Origin of the sequence: Arthrobacter agilis, from assembly GCF_006494655.1 — a bacterium.
In the GTDB taxonomy this organism is placed as follows: Bacteria; Actinomycetota; Actinomycetes; order Actinomycetales; family Micrococcaceae; genus Arthrobacter_D; species Arthrobacter_D agilis.
Window position 1 is genome coordinate 147,636 of record NZ_VHIM01000005.1, and the last position, 19,775, is coordinate 167,410.

The 19,775-nt window shown below is 68.9% G+C and carries 17 protein-coding genes; 9 read left to right on the top strand and 8 right to left on the bottom strand.

Going from position 1 to position 19,775, the window contains the following annotated elements; all coding sequences use genetic code 11:
* Positions 1 to 63: 63 nt before the first annotated feature.
* The gene (locus tag FJV46_RS09460; RefSeq protein WP_087027777.1) at positions 64 to 876 is read right to left on the bottom strand and encodes an ABC transporter ATP-binding protein; all 813 of its coding nucleotides are present in this window, start codon (positions 874 to 876) and stop codon (positions 64 to 66) included.
* Between the two features lie 268 nt (positions 877 to 1,144).
* On the opposite strand from FJV46_RS09460, the gene FJV46_RS09465 reads away from it, so the two are divergent.
* Positions 1,145 to 1,561, top strand: coding sequence for a CoA-binding protein (locus FJV46_RS09465; RefSeq protein ID WP_087027779.1), 417 nt, complete (start codon positions 1,145 to 1,147; stop codon positions 1,559 to 1,561).
* 7 nt (positions 1,562 to 1,568) lie between these two features.
* Here the strand turns inward: FJV46_RS09465 and FJV46_RS09470 are convergent, their stop codons facing one another.
* The gene (locus FJV46_RS09470; protein WP_232008559.1) at positions 1,569 to 2,387 is read right to left on the bottom strand and encodes a DUF1206 domain-containing protein; all 819 of its coding nucleotides are present in this window, start codon (positions 2,385 to 2,387) and stop codon (positions 1,569 to 1,571) included.
* Between the two features lie 251 nt (positions 2,388 to 2,638).
* On the opposite strand from FJV46_RS09470, the gene FJV46_RS09475 reads away from it, so the two are divergent.
* The 5 genes from FJV46_RS09475 (at position 2,639) to FJV46_RS09495 (ending at position 7,149) form a co-directional block, all read left to right on the top strand.
* Positions 2,639 to 3,880, top strand: a complete 1,242-nt coding sequence (locus FJV46_RS09475) for an MFS transporter (protein ID WP_087028059.1) — start codon at positions 2,639 to 2,641, stop codon at positions 3,878 to 3,880.
* Between the two features lie 151 nt (positions 3,881 to 4,031).
* Positions 4,032 to 4,403, top strand: coding sequence for an ArsR/SmtB family transcription factor (locus FJV46_RS09480; protein ID WP_232008560.1), 372 nt, complete (start codon positions 4,032 to 4,034; stop codon positions 4,401 to 4,403).
* Positions 4,404 to 4,514: 111 nt separating this feature from the next.
* Positions 4,515 to 5,093, top strand: a complete 579-nt coding sequence (locus FJV46_RS09485; RefSeq protein ID WP_158250120.1) for a DUF1990 domain-containing protein — start codon at positions 4,515 to 4,517, stop codon at positions 5,091 to 5,093.
* Between the two features lie 326 nt (positions 5,094 to 5,419).
* A complete protein-coding gene (locus FJV46_RS09490) occupies positions 5,420 to 6,334 on the top strand; it encodes a hypothetical protein (RefSeq protein ID WP_126130548.1) in 915 nt (304 codons plus the stop codon).
* Positions 6,335 to 6,432: 98 nt separating this feature from the next.
* Positions 6,433 to 7,149: a class F sortase gene (locus tag FJV46_RS09495; RefSeq protein WP_232008561.1), complete on the top strand. Its 717-nt coding sequence runs from the start codon at positions 6,433 to 6,435 to the stop codon at positions 7,147 to 7,149.
* A gap of 197 nt (positions 7,150 to 7,346) precedes the next feature.
* Here the strand turns inward: FJV46_RS09495 and purL are convergent, their stop codons facing one another.
* The 5 genes from purL to FJV46_RS09520 all read right to left on the bottom strand — a co-directional run bounded on the left by purL (position 7,347) and on the right by FJV46_RS09520 (position 12,603).
* The gene (gene purL, locus FJV46_RS09500) at positions 7,347 to 9,635 is read right to left on the bottom strand and encodes a phosphoribosylformylglycinamidine synthase subunit PurL (RefSeq protein ID WP_087027794.1); all 2,289 of its coding nucleotides are present in this window, start codon (positions 9,633 to 9,635) and stop codon (positions 7,347 to 7,349) included.
* Positions 9,636 to 10,403, bottom strand: a complete 768-nt coding sequence (gene purQ / locus FJV46_RS09505; protein WP_087028060.1) for a phosphoribosylformylglycinamidine synthase subunit PurQ — start codon at positions 10,401 to 10,403, stop codon at positions 9,636 to 9,638.
* 26 nt (positions 10,404 to 10,429) lie between these two features.
* Positions 10,430 to 10,690 carry a phosphoribosylformylglycinamidine synthase subunit PurS gene (gene purS, locus FJV46_RS09510; RefSeq protein WP_087027796.1) on the bottom strand — a complete coding sequence of 87 codons (261 nt, stop codon included), beginning with the start codon at positions 10,688 to 10,690 and terminating at the stop codon, positions 10,430 to 10,432.
* Between the two features lie 274 nt (positions 10,691 to 10,964).
* The gene (locus FJV46_RS09515; RefSeq protein ID WP_087027798.1) at positions 10,965 to 11,615 is read right to left on the bottom strand and encodes an SSI family serine proteinase inhibitor; all 651 of its coding nucleotides are present in this window, start codon (positions 11,613 to 11,615) and stop codon (positions 10,965 to 10,967) included.
* A 106-nt stretch (positions 11,616 to 11,721) separates the two neighbouring features.
* Positions 11,722 to 12,603, bottom strand: a complete 882-nt coding sequence (locus tag FJV46_RS09520; protein ID WP_087027800.1) for a 3-methyladenine DNA glycosylase — start codon at positions 12,601 to 12,603, stop codon at positions 11,722 to 11,724.
* 220 nt (positions 12,604 to 12,823) lie between these two features.
* On the opposite strand from FJV46_RS09520, the gene FJV46_RS09525 reads away from it, so the two are divergent.
* The gene (locus FJV46_RS09525) at positions 12,824 to 15,997 is read left to right on the top strand and encodes a S8 family peptidase (RefSeq protein WP_087027802.1); all 3,174 of its coding nucleotides are present in this window, start codon (positions 12,824 to 12,826) and stop codon (positions 15,995 to 15,997) included.
* A gap of 178 nt (positions 15,998 to 16,175) precedes the next feature.
* Here FJV46_RS09525 and FJV46_RS09530 read toward each other — a convergent pair whose 3' ends face one another.
* Complete coding sequence (locus FJV46_RS09530; RefSeq protein ID WP_087027803.1) at positions 16,176 to 17,465, bottom strand: aspartate kinase; 1,290 nt, start codon at positions 17,463 to 17,465, stop codon at positions 16,176 to 16,178.
* Between the two features lie 221 nt (positions 17,466 to 17,686).
* On the opposite strand from FJV46_RS09530, the gene FJV46_RS09535 reads away from it, so the two are divergent.
* Both FJV46_RS09535 and FJV46_RS09540 read left to right on the top strand, forming a co-directional pair.
* Positions 17,687 to 18,619, top strand: coding sequence for an ABC transporter ATP-binding protein (locus FJV46_RS09535; protein ID WP_087027805.1), 933 nt, complete (start codon positions 17,687 to 17,689; stop codon positions 18,617 to 18,619).
* Positions 18,616 to 19,752, top strand: a complete 1,137-nt coding sequence (locus FJV46_RS09540; RefSeq protein WP_087027807.1) for an ABC transporter permease — start codon at positions 18,616 to 18,618, stop codon at positions 19,750 to 19,752. Before FJV46_RS09535 ends, FJV46_RS09540 begins: the two co-directional genes overlap by 4 nt.
* Positions 19,753 to 19,775: the final 23 nt, after the last annotated feature.

Here is a 19,775-nt window from a genome sequence, read left to right on the forward strand (position 1 = left end):
GGGCGTGGGAGGGCCGGCGCCGCTGCACGACGGCGGTGGTTCCGCGTCCGCGGACAGCCGAAGCTAGTGCCCCGTGACGCCGAGCATGGAGAGCAGCGAGCTGCGGAGGGCGCCGAGACCGTCGGCGTTGCGCCGGCGCGGCCGTTCGCCGGGCACGGTCACCAGCTCCGCCACGGTCGACCCCTCGCGCCCGTCGTCGTTCCGGCCGAGGACCAGGATGCGGTCGGCGAGCTGGAGCGCCTCGTCGACGTCGTGCGTGACGAGCAGGACGGTGGTCGGCTGGGCGCGGTGGACGTCCAGGAGGAGGTCCTGCATGCGGATGCGCGTCAGGGCGTCCAGTGCGCCGAACGGTTCGTCCAGAAGTAGGACCCCGGGATTGCGGGCAAGGGCACGGGCCAGCGAGGTGCGCTGCGCCATGCCGCCGGACACCTCCCGCGGCCGGTGCTTCGCGAAGCCGTCGAGCCCCACGAGGGTCAGCAGTTCGAGGACCTTGGCCTTGCCGGCGCTCGCGCTGGAGGACTTGGGCAACCCGATGGCCACGTTGGCCTGAAGCGTGTGCCACGGCAGGAGGCGTGGTTCCTGGAAGGCGACCGCGCAGCGCTCGTCGATCCCGGACACCGGGGTGCCATCGATGAGGACCTCGCCGGTATCGGGGACGTCGAGACCCGCTGCTGCGCGCAGGAGGGTCGACTTCCCGCAGCCGCTGGTGCCGAGGATCGCAAGGATCTCGCCCGGCTGCACCTCGAGGGAGACGTCCCTGAGGACGGTGCGGCGCTCCTGGGCGGGTCCGAAGCCGCGGCCGAGCCCGGCGAAGCGCACGCCGAGGGCCTGCTTGGAGGAGGGGCGGGTGCTGCCGGGTGCCAGAACTGTGGTCATGGTGTCTCCATCGGTCCTGGCGGTAGCACCCTACGGACCGAGCCTTCGCCGCCGCGTGCGGGCGGTTCCCAGGGCTCGGACCTCGTTATCGCCGTGCGTTGCGGGGAACGCGCGGCGACCAGGGTTGCTGCGGCTTCATCGATCCAGGTCTCTCGGCCGCTCGGGATGGTCACTCCCATGAAACGCCCGGAGCGTTGCTGGAGCAAAATGGTCCATGTAACAAAGGCTGTAACAATCGCCGGACAGGCACGAGATCTCGGGAGGCACCATGGCGCACCGGAACGACCCGCAGGTGATCAGGAGGCTCCTCACCGATCACGGGCGGTGGGCCGTCGTCGGGCTGTCGAACAATCCGCGTCGCGCGGCCGTCGGCGTGTCCCGGTTCCTCATGGACACCCTGGGCATGGAGGTGGTCCCGGTGAGCCTGAAGGGCGACGACGTCCATGGGCAGAAGGGTTACACGCGCCTTGCGGACGTGCCGGGCGCGATCGACGTCGTCGACTGTTTCGTGAACTCCTCGCGCGTAGGTGCCGTGGTGGACCAGGCGATCGCCGTGGGGGCCCGCGCGGTATGGCTGCAGCTCGGCGTCATCGACGAGGATGCAGCCCGGCGGGCCGCGGAGGCAGGGCTCGACGTCGTCATGGACACCTGTCCCGTCATGGAGGCGCCGGCCCTCGGGCTCTAGCGGAGCCTCACATGCGCTGGTACTTCGAACGCACCACCATGAACAGGCCATAGGCCATCAGGCCGATGGCCACCGCGCCGAGCAGCCACGCGCCGAAGGGCTGCTCGCGGAGGGTCTTCAGTGCGCCGTCGAGCCCGGTGGACTCCTCCGGGTTGTTGGTCACGGTCGCGACGACGAGCAGGACCCCGAGGACCCCGAGTGCAAAGCCCTTGGCGATGTAGCCCACGGTGCCGAGGGCCACGACGGCGGTGCCGAGACCGGCGGGCGGAATGGCGGAGAGCTTTTTCGTGAAGGACCGCGAGGCGCCCCGGTAGATGAAGTAGCCGCCGACCGCGAGGATGCCCACGCCGACCGCGATCAGCAGTGCCGAGCCCGCCGGGTTGGACATGAGGGAGGCGCTGGCAGAGCTCGTCTCGCTGCTGCTGTCGCTCGAGCCGCCGAGCGCGTACCGCCCGAATGTGGTGCCGATGGTGGCGTAGACCGCTGCCTGCCCGCCGCTCTTGAGCCGCGACGTCAGTTTCTCCTTCCCGCTCAGGGCCCTGACGCCGAAGAAGATCTCACTGACCTGGAACAGCGCGAGGGCGAGGCAGCCGATGAAGCAGAACCAGAGGAGGACCGCACCCCCGGGACTGCCGGCGAGCTGACCGATGGCGCCGCTCTGATCGGCGCTGCCGGAGCCACCCCGCGCGAGACCGAGTGCGATGAACCCGATCAGGAGATGCAGAATGCCGGCGGCGATGTAGCCCGCGCGGGCCGCGAGCTCGAATCCCTTCGAGTTGGCGGCCTCCTCCGCGGCGTCGGACGCCCTGTCAGTTGCGTCGTCCACCCCGTTGCTGCCTTTGCTGGTTGACGGGTTCGGTTTCATGATGCTCCCACTTCGCTGGTGGAGCGGCGGGAAGGGGCATCAGCGGTGCGCCCGGGCCGGTCCGGATCCCTATCCTGCCACTGCGCGTCCCGCGGACACCCACCCGGAGAGCGGGGGTCCGGATCCCTCTGGCACTCGGACATCCATTAGGTTCACATGTGCGTAATCATGCACTTAGGCTGGTGATCCACTTTCCGTCCGAGAGGGCCATGATGCTTTCCGTTCTTTGCCGCCCGGCGTACCGCCATCTCTTCACGGCGCAGGTCGTCGCCCTCCTCGGAACGGGCCTGCTGACCGTCGCGTTGGGCCTGCTGGCGTTCGATCTCGCCGGAGGGCAGGCCGGCGCCGTCCTCGGCACGGCGTTGACCATCAAGATGGTCGCCTATGTCTTCGTGGCTCCCGTGATGGCGGCACTGGTCGAACGGCTGCCACGCAGGGGCGTCCTCGTCGGTGCGGATCTGGTACGCGCGGCCATCGCGCTGAGCCTGCCGTTCATCGATCAGGTATGGCAGATCTACGTTCTCGTCTTCATCCTGCAGTCGGCGTCCGCGACCTTCACCCCCGCCTTCCAGGCCCTGATCCCCGTCGTGCTCCCGGAGGAGAAGGACTACACCAGGGCGCTCTCGCTCTCCCGGCTCGCCTACGACCTCGAGTCGCTCGTGAGCCCGCTGCTGGCCGCCGCGCTCCTGCTCGTCATGAGCTTCCACACCCTCTTCGTCGGCACCATGATCGGGTTCCTCGTCTCCGCGGCGATGGTGCTGTCGACCAGGCTCCCGAGCATTCCGCCCGCCCAGCAGCAGGGGTCGCTCCTCCACCGGACAACTCTCGGGACCCGGATCTTCCTGCGTGAACCGACGCTGCGCGGGCTCATGGCACTGAATCTGGTGGTGGCGACCGCGACCGCGCTCGTCCTGGTGAATACCGTCGTCTACGCACGCGACCTGTTCGGCAGGTCGAACACCGATGTCGCGATCGCACTGGCCTTTTACGGAGCGGGTTCCATGCTCGTCGCGCTCCTTGCACCGCGGGCACTGGAGCGAGCAACGGACCGGCTCTTCATGCTCCTCGGCGGGGCGGTCCTCTCCGTCGGCCTGCTCGCCGCCGCCCTCCTCGCCGCGGGTGACCACGGTGCTGCCGGTTCCTCCACCACCTCCTGGGCCATGTTCCTCGGCCTGTGGGTCGTCCTCGGGGTGGGGACCTCGATGATCAGCACCCCGTCCGCACGCCTGCTCCGGCGCATCGCCACCGATGACACCCGCAGCTACCTCTTCACGGCCCAGTTCTCCCTCTCGCACGCCTGCTTCCTCATCGCCTACCCGATTGCCGGCTGGGTCGGCGCCGGGGTGGGCCAGAGCGCAGCAGCACTCGTCCTCGGAGCCCTGGCCCTCCTCGGCACGATCACGGCTCTCCTCGTGTGGCCGCCCGTGCGCCAGGAGGTGGGGGCCAGGACCTGAGGCGGGATGCTCAGCGCGGGCGCGCTGCACCGGGCGCGCTGCAGCGGGCGCACAACGCGGGCGCCCTGCACCGGGCGGGCGGGGGACGGGAGCAGGCGGTAGCGTAGGGCCAGCGGCAGAACGGCAGAACGACAGAACCGGAAGGGACAGCGTGTCCGAGAGCGATCCGGCGACCCCTGTGGGCAGCGCTCCGAGTCTCGTGCACCGGGTCGAGCCGGATGCGCGACGCCTCGACGCAGGAGCAGCGACCTTTCGGATGCTCGCGGATCCCACGCGCCTCCACATCCTCTGGCTCCTCACCCAGGGCCCCGCCGACGTCGGCACACTGGTCGCAGCGACGGGCGCGAACCGCACGGCCGTCAGTCAGCACCTGGCCAAACTCCGGCTCTCCGGCCTCGTCGCGACGCGCAAGGACGCCCGCAAGGTGATCTATCGCATCATCGACGGGCACCTGGCCCGGCTGATCCTCGAGGGTATGAACCACGCAGACCATCGCGTCACCGGGGAGCCTGTCCACGAGTAACGTCGACGGGCTCCTGTGCGGAGCTCTCCACGGCTCGGGGCCGTGTCCGGTCCGCTAGGTTGAGATGCAGCGTGCCGCCCTCCGGCGCGCCCTCTCGACGGGATGGAAGCCATGGATCGGTTCACCTACGACGAACGCGGTGCAACCGACCGGCCGTTCCCTGAATCGCTCGACGGCGGCTGGCCGAACGGATACACCGTCATGGTCGAGACCCACGCCATCGAGGCAGCCGACCCCTCCGCGGCCTTCATCGCGCTCACGGAGGGAATCCTGGCCTGGAACCTGCACCGCGGGGCCGGGCTCACCATGGAGTCGGATGCCGGACGGGCAGAGCCGGGCGTCCGCGTCGTCTCAGGCTTCGGGCTGGGTCGGGTGCGCATCAAGGCGCCGTGCCGCGTCCTCTGGTCGCGGTCCCCCCAGCTCGACGGCGCGGGAAGGGCCGAGCCGGGCCAGCGGGCCGGGTTCGGGTACGGGACGCTCCCAGGACACCCCGTTCGGGGGGAAGAGGGCTTCTACGCCGAACTGACGGCCGACAATCGCGTGGTGTTCATCTGCACCGCATACAGCATGCCGGCGAGCCTGCTGTATCGGCTGGCCTCGCCGGTCACGCGCCTGACGCAGCGGTACGTGCTGTCCCGCTATGTCCTCTCGGCGCGCGCTCTGGCCGCGGCCGGCCCCGGCCCTCGCTGACAGTGCGCACTCGCTCGGCCGACCTGCTGGAAAAGGTCGCCATGTCGAGGACATCCGCGCGCCGAGGCCTCACCGATGCTGAATCGTTATACCTGTTTCCTCCTCGGGCCCGTTGTCGTCCCGAGCGCTGGCGCTTAGGTTGAGGTAACAGTGATCGTTCAGGGTACGTCCAGTTGCTTAGGAGGTTCGCCTGGTTCTTACGATCGGCGGATCATGATGTTCTGTTCGCGGCGGCCTCCCGGAGGCCGCCGCTTGCGTGTGGGGCCGCAAGCTGGGGCCGTCGGGGGTCGCCCGGGGGATACTACGTGTTTCAGGAGAAGCAGATCATGATTGTTGCAAGAAAATGGGTTGCTGCCGGATCGACAGCCACCCTCCTCGCCGGCGGGTTGTTCCTCGGCGCTCCGATGGCCTCAGCCGCACCCGGCGACGCAGCCTGCCTGCAGGCATCGACCCAGTTCAACGCCGCGCTCGGCGCGGCGGGCGTCGACGTCGCCTTCGTGAACAACTTCGAGGCCGCTACGGCAGCCGTCGTCACGGCAGCAGAGACCTACGCTGCCGCGGTCGCGGCAGCTGAATCATCGGATGCAGCCGTCACGGCGCAGGCTGCTGTCGTGAAGGCCGAGGCTGACTACGAGGCCGCTACCGCGCTCGTCGCGACGGCACAAGCGAACTACGACGCCGTCTTCGAGGCGTCAGCCGACCCCTCCATCGATCCCGGAGTCGTCGCTGCCCAGAATGACCTGACGCTTGCCCTCGCGGCACAGGCCACCGCCTCGAACATCGGTCTCGCGGCCACCGCCGCGCTCGAGGCCGCACTGAACACCCCCGCCGTGATGGAGGCTGAGGCGGCCCTCGAGACGGCCGGCGCCAACGCGGACGCTCTCCTCGCGCAGCTCAGCGGGAACGAGGCCCTGGCGGCCGAGCTCCTCGGGCTGTTCAAGGCGTTCCTCGCGGCGTGTGATGCCAGTGCTATCGGTGTGGATCCCGTGACGCCCGTCGTCGTCGTGCCTGTCGCTCCTGCCCCCGCGGCTCCCGTTGCGCCTGTGACTCCCGGGGCCGGAACAGGCAACGGCGTCGTCGCACCGACCGGCACCAACAAGGGCCTGAACGTCCAGACCGCTGTCGTGAGCGAGGACAACAGCCCGGCTGTCGCCCTACTCGCAGCGTTGCTGGCCGTCGGTGTCGCTGTGCCGGTAGCCACCGCGGCCCGGATGCGCCGCCTGGAGCGCGCACAGCGCTAGTACACTGGCCGTCCCGGCGCGGTTCGACAGTCCATGCGGCCGTTGGACCGCGCCGGGACAACGCAGCACTCTCCTCCTACCTCAGGACACACCAGCAGATGCACCAGCACCGGAGCGCGGACGAGACCCTCGACCAGGAGCCTCTCGGACCTGTCGTCCGGCCTCGCCGCAGGACAGCCGGGAAGCGCCGACTGGCGTTGCCGCTCGCCGCCGTCGCCGGACTCCTGGTCGCCTGCTCCGTCCTGCCGCCCGAGTCGGCGGACGCACCTCCGTCACCCTCGTCGTCCCTGTCCGCGGTCGCGACGACCGCACCCGCCCCGTCGCCGTCGGCCGCCGCCCCGACCCCCGAGCCGACTCCGCCGGCCGGTCCGGCAGCGTCGCAGCCCACCGGGCTCGTGTTCCCGGCCGCGGGCATCGACATGGCGGTCCTGCCACTGACTCCGAGCGACGCCGACCTCGCAGCGCAGACCCTCGTGCCGCCGCTCACGACCGATGCCTACTGGCTCACGTCCTACGGCGTTCCCGGAGCAGGGTCGGTCAACACCACGTACATCGCGGGCCACAGTTGGGACGGGAAGGACGCACCGTTCAACAGGCTGAGCGACGAGACCCTCGTGGGCGACGAGTTCACCCTGGACACCGGGACGGGCAGCATGACGTATGTGGTCGATTCCGTGATCACGCATGACAAGGACACCCTGAAGGACAGCGATATCTGGAACATCGTGCCCAATCGCGTGGTCCTCATCAGTTGCTACACCGAGGACCCCTGGGGGAAGAACGTGGTTCTCACGGCCATGCCGAAGACCGCCTGACAGCTGCCGTCCTCGTACCGGAGGCTCGTGCCAGGTGATGCGGGCCTCTTTTTGTGCAGCGAGACGTCCTCGACCGACGGTCGCAAACCCGCGGCGGCGTGTCAGGTGCGGCGTGACGCCCCCGCGGGTCTGGCGGCCCGGCTCGGCGTGCCACCCCCGGAGCGGCCGACGGGGGCGTTGCCCCGCCGGCCTGCGTCCTAGCCGAAGTGCTTCGGCAGCGTTCCCTCGTGTGCTTCGCGGAGCTGCGCGATCGGCAGGTTGAAGTACCCCTGCACATCGAGCGCCTGGTTCTCCGTGTCCACCACGCCGATGCGGATGGTCGGGAAGTTCCGCGCCGTGCACATGTCGTTGAAGCGGACCTCCTCCGAGCGGGGGACAGCGACGACCGCGCGCGCCTGGCTCTCGCTGAACAGTGCCGTGAACGCGTCGATGCCGTCGCGCTCGCACAGTTCGTCGAGGCCGATGCGCGCGCCGACACCGAAACGCAGTGCCATCTCGCTGAGGCCCGCCGCGAGGCCGCCCTCGGAGAGGTCGTGGGCGCCGTCGATCATGCCGTCACGCGAGCAGTTGACGAGGATCGCAGCGAGCGTCTTCTCGGCGGCGAGATCCAGCGCGGGAGGCTGCCCGCCGAGGTGCCCGCGCAGGTTCGCCCACTCGGACCCGTCCAGCTCGGCCGCCGTGGTGCCCAGCAGGTAGATGGCCTGGCCGTCCTCGCGCCAGCCCGAGGGCGTGCGGCGCGCGACGTCGTCGAACACACCGAGCACGCCGACCACCGGGGTGGGATGGATGGCCACGCCGCCGGTCTGGTTGTACAGCGAGACGTTGCCGCCGGTCACGGGGACACCCAGCTCCTGGCAGGCGTCGGCGAGGCCGCGGACCGTCTCGGCGAACTGCCACATGACCTCGGGATCCTCGGGGGAGCCGAAGTTCAGGCAGTCGGTGACGGCGAGCGGCTCGGCGCCCGACGTCGCGACGTTCCGGTACGCTTCGGCGAGGGCCAGGCGCGCACCCTCGTAGGGATTCAGGTAGGAGTAGCGGCCGTTCGCGTCGGTAGAGATTGCGACGCCGAGACCGGTCTCCTCGTCGACGCGGACCACGCCCGCGTCGTCGGGCATGGCCAGGGCTGTATTGCCCTGGACGTAGCGGTCGTACTGGTCGGTCACCCAGTCCTTCGAGCACATGTTCGGCGACGCCATGAGCTCGAGGACGGCCTCGCGCAGGTCGGTCGGCTGCCCGCCGGCGAATGCATCCGCCTGGACCCCGTCGAGCCACGCGGGACGGGAGTACGGGCGCTCGTAGACGGGTCCCTCGTGCGCGACCGTGCGGGGATCGACGTCGACGATCTTCTCGCCGTCCCACTCGATGATGAGTCGGCCGGTGCCGGTGACCTCGCCGAGCCAGGAGTACTCCACGGCCCACCGGTCCATGATGGCCTCGAACGCGCCGACGTTCTCGGGCGTGACGACCGCCATCATGCGCTCCTGCGACTCCGACATGAGGATCTCACCGGGGGTCAGCGACGGATCCCGCAGCAGCACGTTCGTGAGTTCCACGTGCATGCCGCCGTCGCCGTTGGAGGCGAGCTCCGACGTCGCGCAGGAGATGCCTGCGGCGCCGAGGTCCTGGATGCCCTCCACCACGGAGGCCTTGAACAGTTCGAGGCAGCACTCGATGAGCACCTTCTCGGCGAACGGATCGCCGACCTGCACGGCGGGGCGCTTTGACGGCTTCGAGGAATCGAAGGACTCCGAGGCGAGGACGGACGCGCCGCCGATGCCGTCGCCGCCGGTCCGGGCGCCGAACAGGACCACCCTGTTGCCGGCGCCGGAGGCGTTGGCGAGGCGGATGTCCTCGTGGCGCAGCACGCCCACCGCGAGGGCGTTCACCAGCGGATTGCCCTGGTACACGGAGTCGAAGACCACCTCGCCGCCGATGTTCGGCAGGCCGAGGGAGTTACCGTAGCCACCGATGCCCGCGACGATCCCGTGCACGAGGCGGGCGGTGTCCGGGTGGTCGATCGCGCCGAAGCGCAGCGGGTCCATGACGGCAACGGGACGGGCGCCCATGGAGATGATGTCGCGGACGATGCCGCCGACGCCGGTGGCAGCGCCCTGGTAGGGCTCCACGAAGGACGGATGGTTGTGGCTCTCCACCTTGAAGGTCACGGCCCAGCCGTCACCGATGTCGACGACACCGGCGTTCTCGCCGATGCCCACGAGCAGGTGCTCCTTCATGGCGTCGGTGACCTTGTCGCCGAACTGGCGCAGGTGCACCTTCGAGGACTTGTAGGAGCAGTGCTCGCTCCACATCACCGAGTACATGGCGAGCTCCGCGCCGGTCGGGCGCCGCCCGAGGATCTCCTCGACGCGTTGGTACTCGTTCTCCTTGAGGCCGAGCTCCGCCCACGGGAGCGCCTGGCCGGGCGTGGCCTCCGCGTTCGCGACGGTGTCGATGTTGAACTTCCTGGACGTCGTCTCTGCAGTCACTTAGCCCACCAGTTTCTTGAGTACCGAGGTGAAGATGCCGAGCCCGTCGGTGCCGCCGCGCACGCCGACCTCGCCGCGCGCGGAGGAATCGGGACCGAAGCCCGCCTCGACGGCGTGCTCGGGGTGCGGCATGAGCCCCACGACGTTGCCCGCGATGTTCGAGATGCCGGCGATGTCGCGCCGGGAGCCGTTCGGGTTGCCGTCGACGTAGCGGAAGACCACGCGGCCCTCGCCCTCGAGCTCGTCGAGCGTGCGGTTGTCGGCGACGAACTGCCCGTCCTGGTTCTTCAGGGGGATGACGATCTCCTCATCCCGCGCGTACGCGGAGGTCCAGGACGTCTCGGCGTTCTCGACGCGCAGACGCTGGTCACGGCAGATGAAGTGCAGATGGTTGTTCTTGATCATCGACCCCGGCAGCAGGTGTGCCTCGGTGAGGACCTGGAAGCCGTTGCAGATGCCGAGGACCGGCAGGGCATCGGGCCCGCCCGACGCCGCGCGGGCTATCTGCTCCATCAGGGGGGCGAAGCGGGAGATCGCGCCGGCGCGGAGGTAGTCGCCGTAGGAGAATCCGCCGGGGATGATCACGGCGTCGACCTCGTGGAGGTCGTGGTCACCGTGCCAGAGCTGGACGGCGCTGCCACCGGCGAGGCGGACGGCGCGGACGGCGTCGCGGTCGTCGAGTGAGCCCGGGAACGTGACGACGCCGACCGTCACGCCGTTCAACGGGCTGTCGTCGTTGTTCGAAGCGACGGGCTGCGGCCCGCCGATGAGTGGCGTCTCGATATCTGCGGCGCTCACTGGCCGTCCTCCTCGATGACCTCCACGCGCGTGACGTCCTCGATGACGGGGTTCGACAGCAGCGTGGTGGCCGCGTGGCGCGCCTGCTCGAGGACCTCGGCGGTGACCTCACCGTCGACGGTCAGTTCGAAGCGCTTGCCCTGGCGGACCCCGGCGAATCCGGTGAGGCCGATCCGGGGGAGGGCTCCGGCGATCGCCTTACCCTGAGGGTCGAGGATCTCGGGCTTGGGCATGACGTCGACAACGATCCGGGGCATCCGGCAACTCCTGTGCGTGAGCGGCAAGTGCTGGGGGTTCCAGCCTTAAATGCAGGAGCCCGGAAGTGCCGTCTCACGCCGTGTCCGAAGGGACTGTCCGAAGGACTGTCGGGAATGACACCGGCGCTCCGCGAGCTTGCCCCGCAAGTCTACCGGGAATCGGTGGGTCCCCGAGGCCGCCGCGTGAGTCCCCGGGCTCCGTGACGCTTCATGGGGCTTGATGGCGCTCCGTGACGCTTCGTCAGGCTTCGGGAGCGACGGCGCAGGACGCCGGTCAGGTGCCGGGAGCCCCGAGGATGTCCCGCACGCTGTTCCAGCGCGAGATCTCGCAACCGTCCGTGAGGGCGAAGGCCGCGAGGACGGAGGTGCCGTCGATCTCGCCGGTGATGCTTGCGGTCTGCGGACCGCCGTACTGCTGCGTGCAGATGACGTCCTTGTTCGGCCGGGCGGTGAAGAACTGCGCTCCGAGTTCGGACAGGCGGGCACACGCCGCGTCCGCACCGGGCAGGGTGGTCGCAGGTCCGGGGGCCCCGTCGATGCACTCGAGCACGTACTGCGCGGGCTCCGCGGCAGCATCCTGCTTGATGGAGATGGTCAGCAGGGCGTTGGAAGCCGACGCCGACGCCGAATCCGAAGCCGGAGCCGGAGCCGAATCCGGAGCCGGCGGCGTCGTCGGGCTCGCTGGAGCGGACGACGGTGAGGGCTGGGGTGTGGCTGACTGCACGGTGGTCTCCTGGTCGGTGGGTTCCGCCGCGGGGTCCCCCGACGCGCAGGCCGAGAGAGTGAGGGACAGGGCGGCGAGGGGGAGTACGAGGGCCGCGAAGCCGCTCCTGCGGCGGCGGGTCAGGGCGTCCGCGGCGGCGGTCGGGACTGTAATCGGGACTGTGCTCGGCGGACACATCGTGCCCGGATCGGTGCTGCTCATGCGGTTCCCCCTCGGCTGGCTTACCAGCGTAGCGGCTGGTGGAATCACAACGAAGGACGACGCCGGTGCGTCCCGACGTCGTTTCCGCCCGGCGACCGCAGCGGTGTCAGACGTTCTCGAGAGCGTGATCGAGGGCGTCGAGGAGCCGCCCCCGGAGCACCTGCGACTCCTCGGCGAAGCCGCGCTGCAGGCGGACGTACTCCGCCTTGCCCTCGGTGGTCTCGATCCGGATGGGGGCGTAGTCCCAGGGAGCGAGGTCGTAGGGGGAAGCCCTCATGTCCATGCTGCGGATCCGCCAGGACAGCTCGAAGCAATCCATGACGATCTCGCTCGGCAGCAGGGGTGTCAGCTTGTACGCCCATTTGTAGAGGTCCATGTTGGCGTGCAGGCACCCTGGCTGCTCCAGGTCGCGCTGCGACTCCCGTGTGGGAGTGAGCTCGTTGAGCGGGACGGCCTGCGGCGTGTAGAAGCGGAAGGCGTCGAAGTGGGTGCAGCGGATGCGGGCCGATTCGACGACGTCGTCGGTCCCCGCGGCCCCGAGGCGCAGGTCGAGGTACTCGTGGCGGACGCCGTTGACGGCGGACCTGTACGTCATGGCCCATTCGTGGAGCCCGAAGCACCCGAACTGCGCCGGGCGCGCCGCGGTCCGGGCGAGGATCAGGCGTGCGAAGTCGACAGCGTCGCGGCGTTCGGTGAGGAAGCGCAGGGGATCGACGCGCGCGTCGCCGTCGTCCTCTGTGTAGTACTTCCAGCCGGCGCGGTGTTGGGCCGCGCCCTGCAGGAGGACGCCCGCGCCCGGGTGCCAGCGGAGCAGCTGGCCCGGCTTCTGGGTGTAGTACGTGAAGAGGAAATCCTCCACGGGGTGCTTGGCGCCCCGCGATCGCCGTTCGAGGTAGGGATCCGCAAAGACGGCCACGCGCTCCTGGTGCAACCGCTCCCGTGCCTGCCACTCCGCTTCAGGGAGGCGGGTCAAGAGCTGGGCGGGCATTGTCCCATTATCACCCCGACCTGCATCGGTAAATACCCTGTGCGATTTCTGTGGAAGCAGGGCGAGGCTGTCTGGTCGATGAGTGTTGCCTCGGGTAAGTTTGTGCTCGCCGTGGCGTCTGTGAGGGTAATCACAGGTCGGGGGTCCTATCCAGGAGACCGCGGCATCGGGGGAACGGCCTTGGCCGGCCCGCACTTTTTACGAGAGGCACAACCTTCCTATGACACAACGGAGAAAAGCCGGACAGGCTCGCAGCACCCTGCGCGCTGCCACGGCGATCGTTCTGGGTCTGCCGCTGCTGGTGACATCGACGGCCGTGGCGCCTGCTGCATTCGCAGCGCCCCTGCCGGCCACCTCGGTCACGCCCGTGAAGGCGCCGGCCAAGCAGGTGGACCCGGCGCTGTACCCGGACGGCAAGTACATCGTGGTGCTCGCCGACAAGCCGATAGCAACCTATGACGGCGGCGTCGAAGGCATCGCCCCCACCAAGCCGAAGAAGGGCGCCAAGCTCGACGCCGAGGCCGAGAACGTCCAGCAGTACTCGGAGTTCCTCGAGACCAAGCAGCAGGAAGTGGCAGAGGAGGAGAACGTCGAGATCACGCGGACCTACACGGCCGCGATCAACGGCTTCGCCGCGGACCTCAGCGCCGACCAGGCGGTCGAGCTGGCCAAGAGCGACAAGGTGCTCCTCGTCGCACCCGACGTCGAGAACGCGCCGGACTACTCCAGCATCGACTTCCTCGGCCTCGACGGTGGCAAGGGTGCGTGGAAGACCCAGTTCGGCGGCAAGAAGAACGCGGGCAAGGGGACCGTCGTCGGCGTCATCGACACCGGGTACGCCCCGGACAACCCCTTCTTCGCGGGGAAGAAGGTGAAGCCGCTCAAGGGTAACCAGCAGCCCAAGGTCGGCGAGCCCTACCTCGATCCGAGCGGCCAGATCGCCATGCTCAAGGCGGACGGTTCCACCTTCCTCGGCGAATGCCAGGTCGGCGAGGACTTCGACGGCAGCCTCTGCAACTCCAAGGTTCTCTCGGCGCGCTACTTCGCCGACACCTACCTCGAGAACGTCCCGGCGGAGGACCGGGCCCCCGAGGAAGTCATCTCCCCGGTCGACATCGACAACCACGGCACGCACACCGCGAGCACCGCGGCCGGTAACTCGGGCGTCACGCAGACGGTCGACGGCCGGGACTTCGGTGTCTCCTCGGGCGTCGCGCCCGAGGCCAAGATCTCCGTCTACAAGGTCTGCTGGGAGGACACCGATCCCGATACGGGCGGCTGCTACTCCTCGGCAGCCGTGGCGGCCATCAACCAGGCCATCCTCGACGGCGTCGACGTCCTCAACTACTCGATCTCCGGCAGCACGACGACGACGACCGACCCCGTGTCGCTCGCCTTCCTCTCGGCGACCTCGGCCGGTGTCTTCGTCGCAGTGTCGGCAGGCAACTCCGGCCCCACCGCCAGTACGGTGAACCACGGCGCACCCTGGCTGACCACGGTCGCCGCGAGCACCTTCAGCTACGAGCTCCAGGGCACCGCCGAGTTCTCCGACGGTTCCAAGTTCCGTGGCGCGTCCATCATGCGGAACGGCGTGCCGGCCAGCCCCGTCGTGCTCGCTGCTGATGCCGCAGCAGCGGGAGCCGCTTCGCCGGCGCTGTGTGGCCCCAACACACTCGATCCCGCCAAGGTCGCGGGCAAGATCGTCGTGTGCGACCGCGGCGTCGTCGACCGCGTCGCCAAGAGCGCCGAGGTCGCGCGCGGCGGCGGTGTCGGCATGATCCTCGTGAACCTCGTCGATTCCTCCACGGACACCGACCAGCACGCTGTGCCGACCGTGCACGTCAACGCACCCGAGGCGCTCGAGCTCAAGGCGAAGGTCGCCGCGAATCCGTCGATCACCGTCGCCCTCAACCCCGAGGACACCACGGGCAAGCCCCTTCCGCCGACTCCGCAGATCGCCGGCTTCTCCTCCCGCGGCCCGCTGCTCGCCACGGATTCGGATCTCCTGAAGCCGGACATCACGGCTCCCGGTGTCGCCGTCCTCGCGGGCGTCTCCACCGTCGGGTCCGCCGGCGCACAGTTCGGCTTCCTCTCGGGAACCTCCATGGCATCGCCCCACATCGCCGGGTTCGGAGCGCTCGTGCTGGCGCAGAACCCTAAGTGGTCGCCTGCTGCGGTGAAGTCCGCCATGATGACCACCGCCTACCCGCTGAAGACCGCCACCGGCGACGTCGAGACCGACGTCCTCGCCGTGGGCGCGGGACACATCAACCCTGCAACCGTCCTCAGCCCGGGGCTCGTGTACGACCAGAGCGCCGACGACTACCTGCGCTTCATCCAGGGCACGGGCGTGGATCTCGGCATCCCCGACATCGAGGCCGTCGCTGCCCGTAACACCAACGTGCCGTCGTTCGCCCTCGGTAACCTGACCGGTCGCATCGAAGTGACCCGTACGGTCACCGCGATCACCCCCGGCATCTACCGTGCCACCGCGAACGTGCCGGGAGTCAAGGTCACGGTCACGCCGTCGATCCTCAACTTCAGCGCGGCCGGCGAGAAGCGGACGTTCAAGGTCTCCTTCGAGAACCAGAGCGCGACGAGTGGCGAATTCGCCGCCGGCTCGATCACGTGGGCCGGTCAGGGCAAGAAGGTCACCTCACCGGTGGCCGTCCGCCCCCAGGCCGTCAATGCGCCTTCCGAGGCTGCCTTCACGTCTGCCGGCCCCGACGGCAGCGGTACCTTCGACGTCACCTCGGGAACCAACACCCCGATCGAGATGACGCTCCTGGGCCTCTCGAAGGCTGACTCCTCAGCGATCGAGCTCGTCCCCGGTGGTCTTGCCAACGGGAACAACGCCTCGAACGCCGTCAAGGACGTCACCGTTCCCGAGGGCACGCCGGCGGCCAAGTTCTCGGTCCTCTCGAAGGACCCCACCGCTGACTTCGACATGTTCCTCATCACGCCGGCAGGGGCCGTCACCCAGGTGGCCACGGCCGATGCCAGCGAGTCGATCACGATCGAGGACCCGGCTCCGGGCACCTACCGCATCATCGCGAACCTGTACGCGAGCCCTGACAACGGGCCCACCGCGGGCGAGATCGATGCGACGATCCTGGGCGCCGATGAGAACAACGCGACCGTCACCCCGAACCCTCTCGTCCTGGCGAACGGCAGCACCGGCGCGGTGACGCTGAACTGGACCGGCCTGACCCCCGGCTCCTACGTCGGACGCGTGTCCTACGCCGGTTCCTCGGCGTTCACGTACGTGAACGTCGTCGTCGACGGAGAGGGCAGTGCGGAGGCTCAGCCGTCGGCGGAGCTCCCCACGGTCAGCCCTGCCGACAAGCTCCTCACGGGCCCCCGTGAGGCCATCACGCCGACCGGCAACAAGTAGGCCGGAGCGAGCTGACAGCAGAACCTGAGAAGGCCGGTGGATCCGTGATCCACCGGCCTTCTTCGTGCGGTCGTGACATCGGCCACGACGTTCGGTCCGCCGGCCGGGTTCGCCCGATGTTCAGGGCGTTGCTACCCCGGTCCGTACCGACCGGTGGATGGGCGACGTCGAAGGGGGGCTAGCGACCCGTTCCGGCGTAGACGGTGGCCGTGGTCTCGCCGTCGAGCTCGAAGGCGGCGTGCACGGCGCGGACCGCGGTGTCGAGCAGTTCGGCGCCGGTGACCACCGAGATGCGGATCTCCGAGGTGGAGATCATGTCGATGTTCACGCCGGCGTCGGACAGCGCCCGGAAGAAGCGGTACGAGACCCCGGGGTTGGACCGCATACCCGCGCCGATGAGGGAGAGTTTGCCGATCTTCTCGTTGTATTCCACGGACTCGTAGCCCACGCGCTCCTGGGCCTCGCCGAGCGCTGCGAGGGCGTCGGGGAGGTCGACGATCGGGAGAGTGAAGGAGATGTCCGTGCTCGCCGAGCCGTGCGTCGAGACGTTCTGGACGATCATGTCGATATTGGTGTTGGCTCCGGCGACGATCCCGAAGATCTCCGCTGCCTTGCCCGGGATGTCGGGGACCCCGACCACCGTGACCTTCGCTTCGGAGCGGTCGTGCGCAACGCCGGAGATGATGGGCTGTTCCAAGGGTTCTCCCTCTTGAATCTTGATCTGGTCGTCGGGGCTGGGCAGCACCCAGGTGCCTTCGTTGTGACTGAAGGAGGAGCGGACGTGCAGGGGAACCCCGAATCGGCGCGCGTACTCGACGCAGCGCAGATGCAGGATCTTCGCGCCGGAGGCCGCCATCTCGAGCATCTCCTCGCTGGAGATGGTGTCGATCTTCTGGGCTGAGGCGACCACCCGCGGATCCGCCGTGTACACGCCGTCGACGTCCGTGTAGATCTCGCAGACATCGGCGTCGAGCGCGGCCGCGAGGGCGACGGCGGTGGTGTCCGACCCGCCGCGGCCCAGGGTCGTGATGTCGTTGCTGTCACGGCTCATGCCCTGGAAGCCGGCCACGATCGCGACGTCGCCCTTCTCGATGGCCGTCCGGATGCGGTGCGGGGAGACATCGATGATGCGGGCCTTGCCGTGGATGGCATCGGTGATCATGCCGGCCTGGCTGCCCGTGAAGGACTGCGCGGATGCGCCGATGCCGTGGATGGCCATGGCGAGCAGGGCCATCGAGATCCGCTCACCCGCACTGAGGAGCATGTCCATCTCGCGGGCGTCCGACGCCGCCGGGCTCACCTGCGCAGCGAGATCCAGCAGTTCGTCGGTGCTGTCGCCCATCGCCGAGACGACGACCACCACCTGGTGCCCCGCGGACTGGGTGTCGACCACGCGCTGGGCCACGCGCTTGATGCCATCGGCGTCGGCCACCGAGGACCCGCCGAACTTCTGGACTATGAGGCTCATGCACTCGCTCACTCGTGAAGGAGGACGGCGGTGGTACCTGCCGGGCTGACTGTTCCTCCGGACGGCAGCACCGGCGCCTCGGCGGAACGGGGCCGGGAACCGGCGCCCGTGCAAGTGTAGCGGCGGGGCAAATACGGGCCCAAAGTTCGGGTCGCATTAAGAACACCGATTCCTCACCGGCTTTGCGCTACCGGCGGGCATACGTGGCATACCCTCTTATCATGACCAACGAATTTGGGGGAATCGTTGTCGAGGGGGTTGCCAGGAGCTTCGGTTCCGTCCAGGCGGTCCGCGACATCGATTTCGAGGCTCCGCCCGGAGAAGTGACCGCTCTGATCGGTCCGAACGGCTCCGGCAAGACCACACTGATGCTGATGCTTGCGAGCCTCCTGGCGCCCGACCTCGGGACGGTACGTGTGGCGGGCTTCGATCCGGTCACGCAGGCCGCCGAGGTACGCAGACGGGTCGGGTGGATGCCGGACACCCTCGGGGTCTGGGACTCACTGACCGCCCTCGAAGTCCTGAAGACCCTCGGCGCCCTGTACGGCATGGAGCCGGCGGCCTGTGCGCGGCGTGCCGACGACGTGCTCGAGGCCGTCAGCCTCACCGAGTTCGGACGCCAGCCCGCCCGCGTGCTGTCCCGTGGACAGCAGCAGCGGCTCAGCCTCGCCCGAGCCCTGATCCACGACCCGGAGGTGCTCCTGCTCGACGAGCCGGCATCGGGTCTCGACCCCGGCTCCCGCGTGGAACTGCGCTCGCTCCTCCGCTCGCTGGCCGCCGAGGGCAAGACCGTCGTCGTCTCCAGCCACGTCCTCTCCGAACTCGACGAGATCGCGGACCGTGCCGTCTTCGTCAGCCGCGGCCAGTCCGTGAAGAGCCAGACCCTCGACGAGGCCGGCAGCCAGATGCGCCGGTACTACCTGCAGGCGGAGCCGATGTCCGCGCTGGCGGAAGCCCTGCAGAGTTACGGCGTGCGCTTCGAGGTACGGGGTGATTCCCGCCGCGAGGAGTTCCTCGTGCAGCTCGGCAGTACCGCTGAAGCCTCCTGGCTGCTGCGCACCCTGGTGATGGGCGACGTCGTCGTCACCGCTTTCGCGCCCGCCGGAGGCGCGCTCGAGGAGACCTACATGAGCCTGGATACCGATCGTCGATGAGCACCGTGACCGAACCATCGACCCCGCAGCCCGTCCGCTCGTCGACAGTCCTTCCGTTCTGGAGCGCCGTCCGCACCATCTTCGTGCTCGAGATGAAGCAACGGCTCCGGGGCAAGGGCTGGTACTGGATGCTCGGCATCTGGTTCGTGGTGATCGGCTTCATCTTCGTCCTGGGCACGGGGGTGATCGGCACGATGGAGAACCAGGGCGGCATCCTCTTCGACCTCATCGTCGGCTTCGTGCTGCTGTTCGGTCTGCTCGTCGCCCCGGGTCTGTCCGCGAACGCCATCAACGGGGACCGCGCGGGCGGTACGCTCGCGATCCTGCAGGTCACGCTCATCACGCCGGGGCAGCTTCTCGCGGGCAAGTGGCTCGCCTCCTGGGTCGGGTCCCTCGCCTTCCTCATCCTCAGTTGCCCCTTCATCTTCTGGGCGCTGGCGCTCGGGGGCGTCAACGTACAGGAGGCACTGGTCTCCCTCCTGATGCTCGCCGTCGAACTCGGGGTGGCCTGCGCCATCGGTGTGGGCGTGTCCTCACTCGCCACCCGTCCGTTGTTCTCGATCGTCAGCACCTACATGCTGGTGGCCCTGCTCGCCGTGGGAACGGTGATCGTCTTCGGGCTGAGCACCCTGCTGGTGATGGAGGAGCAGACGGTCCGGTCCTCCTACTACACCTACCCGGAGGGCAGCTTCGACAGCTCCGGAGCACCCGCTCCTGACGCCGAGATGGAATGCGTGAGCCAGACCAACATCTACGAGGTCCCGAACACGCAGTACATCACCTGGATCCTCGCGGCGAACCCCTTCGTGGTGGTCGCCGATGCCGTGCCGTACAGCCTGCCCGACGTGCCGCGTGGCAACGGCGCGGCGATGGGCTACGTCGAGGGCCCGTACTACTCGCCCGGCGTCATGGAGACGATCAGCCAGGGCGTGCGGTCGGCCCAGGCCGGGCCGGACCTCGAGATGACGTGCGAGGAGTCGATGGGTGGCAGGCAGCCCCTCCCGCAGGGGGTGCCGATCTGGCCTCTCGGGTTGGGGATTCAACTTTTGCTGGCCGGTGCGCTCCTGCTGATCGGCCGGCGGAAACTGACGATGCCCGCGAAACGGCTGGCGCAGGGGACGCGCATCGCCTGACGCCGGTCCGTCGGTCGGGGCAG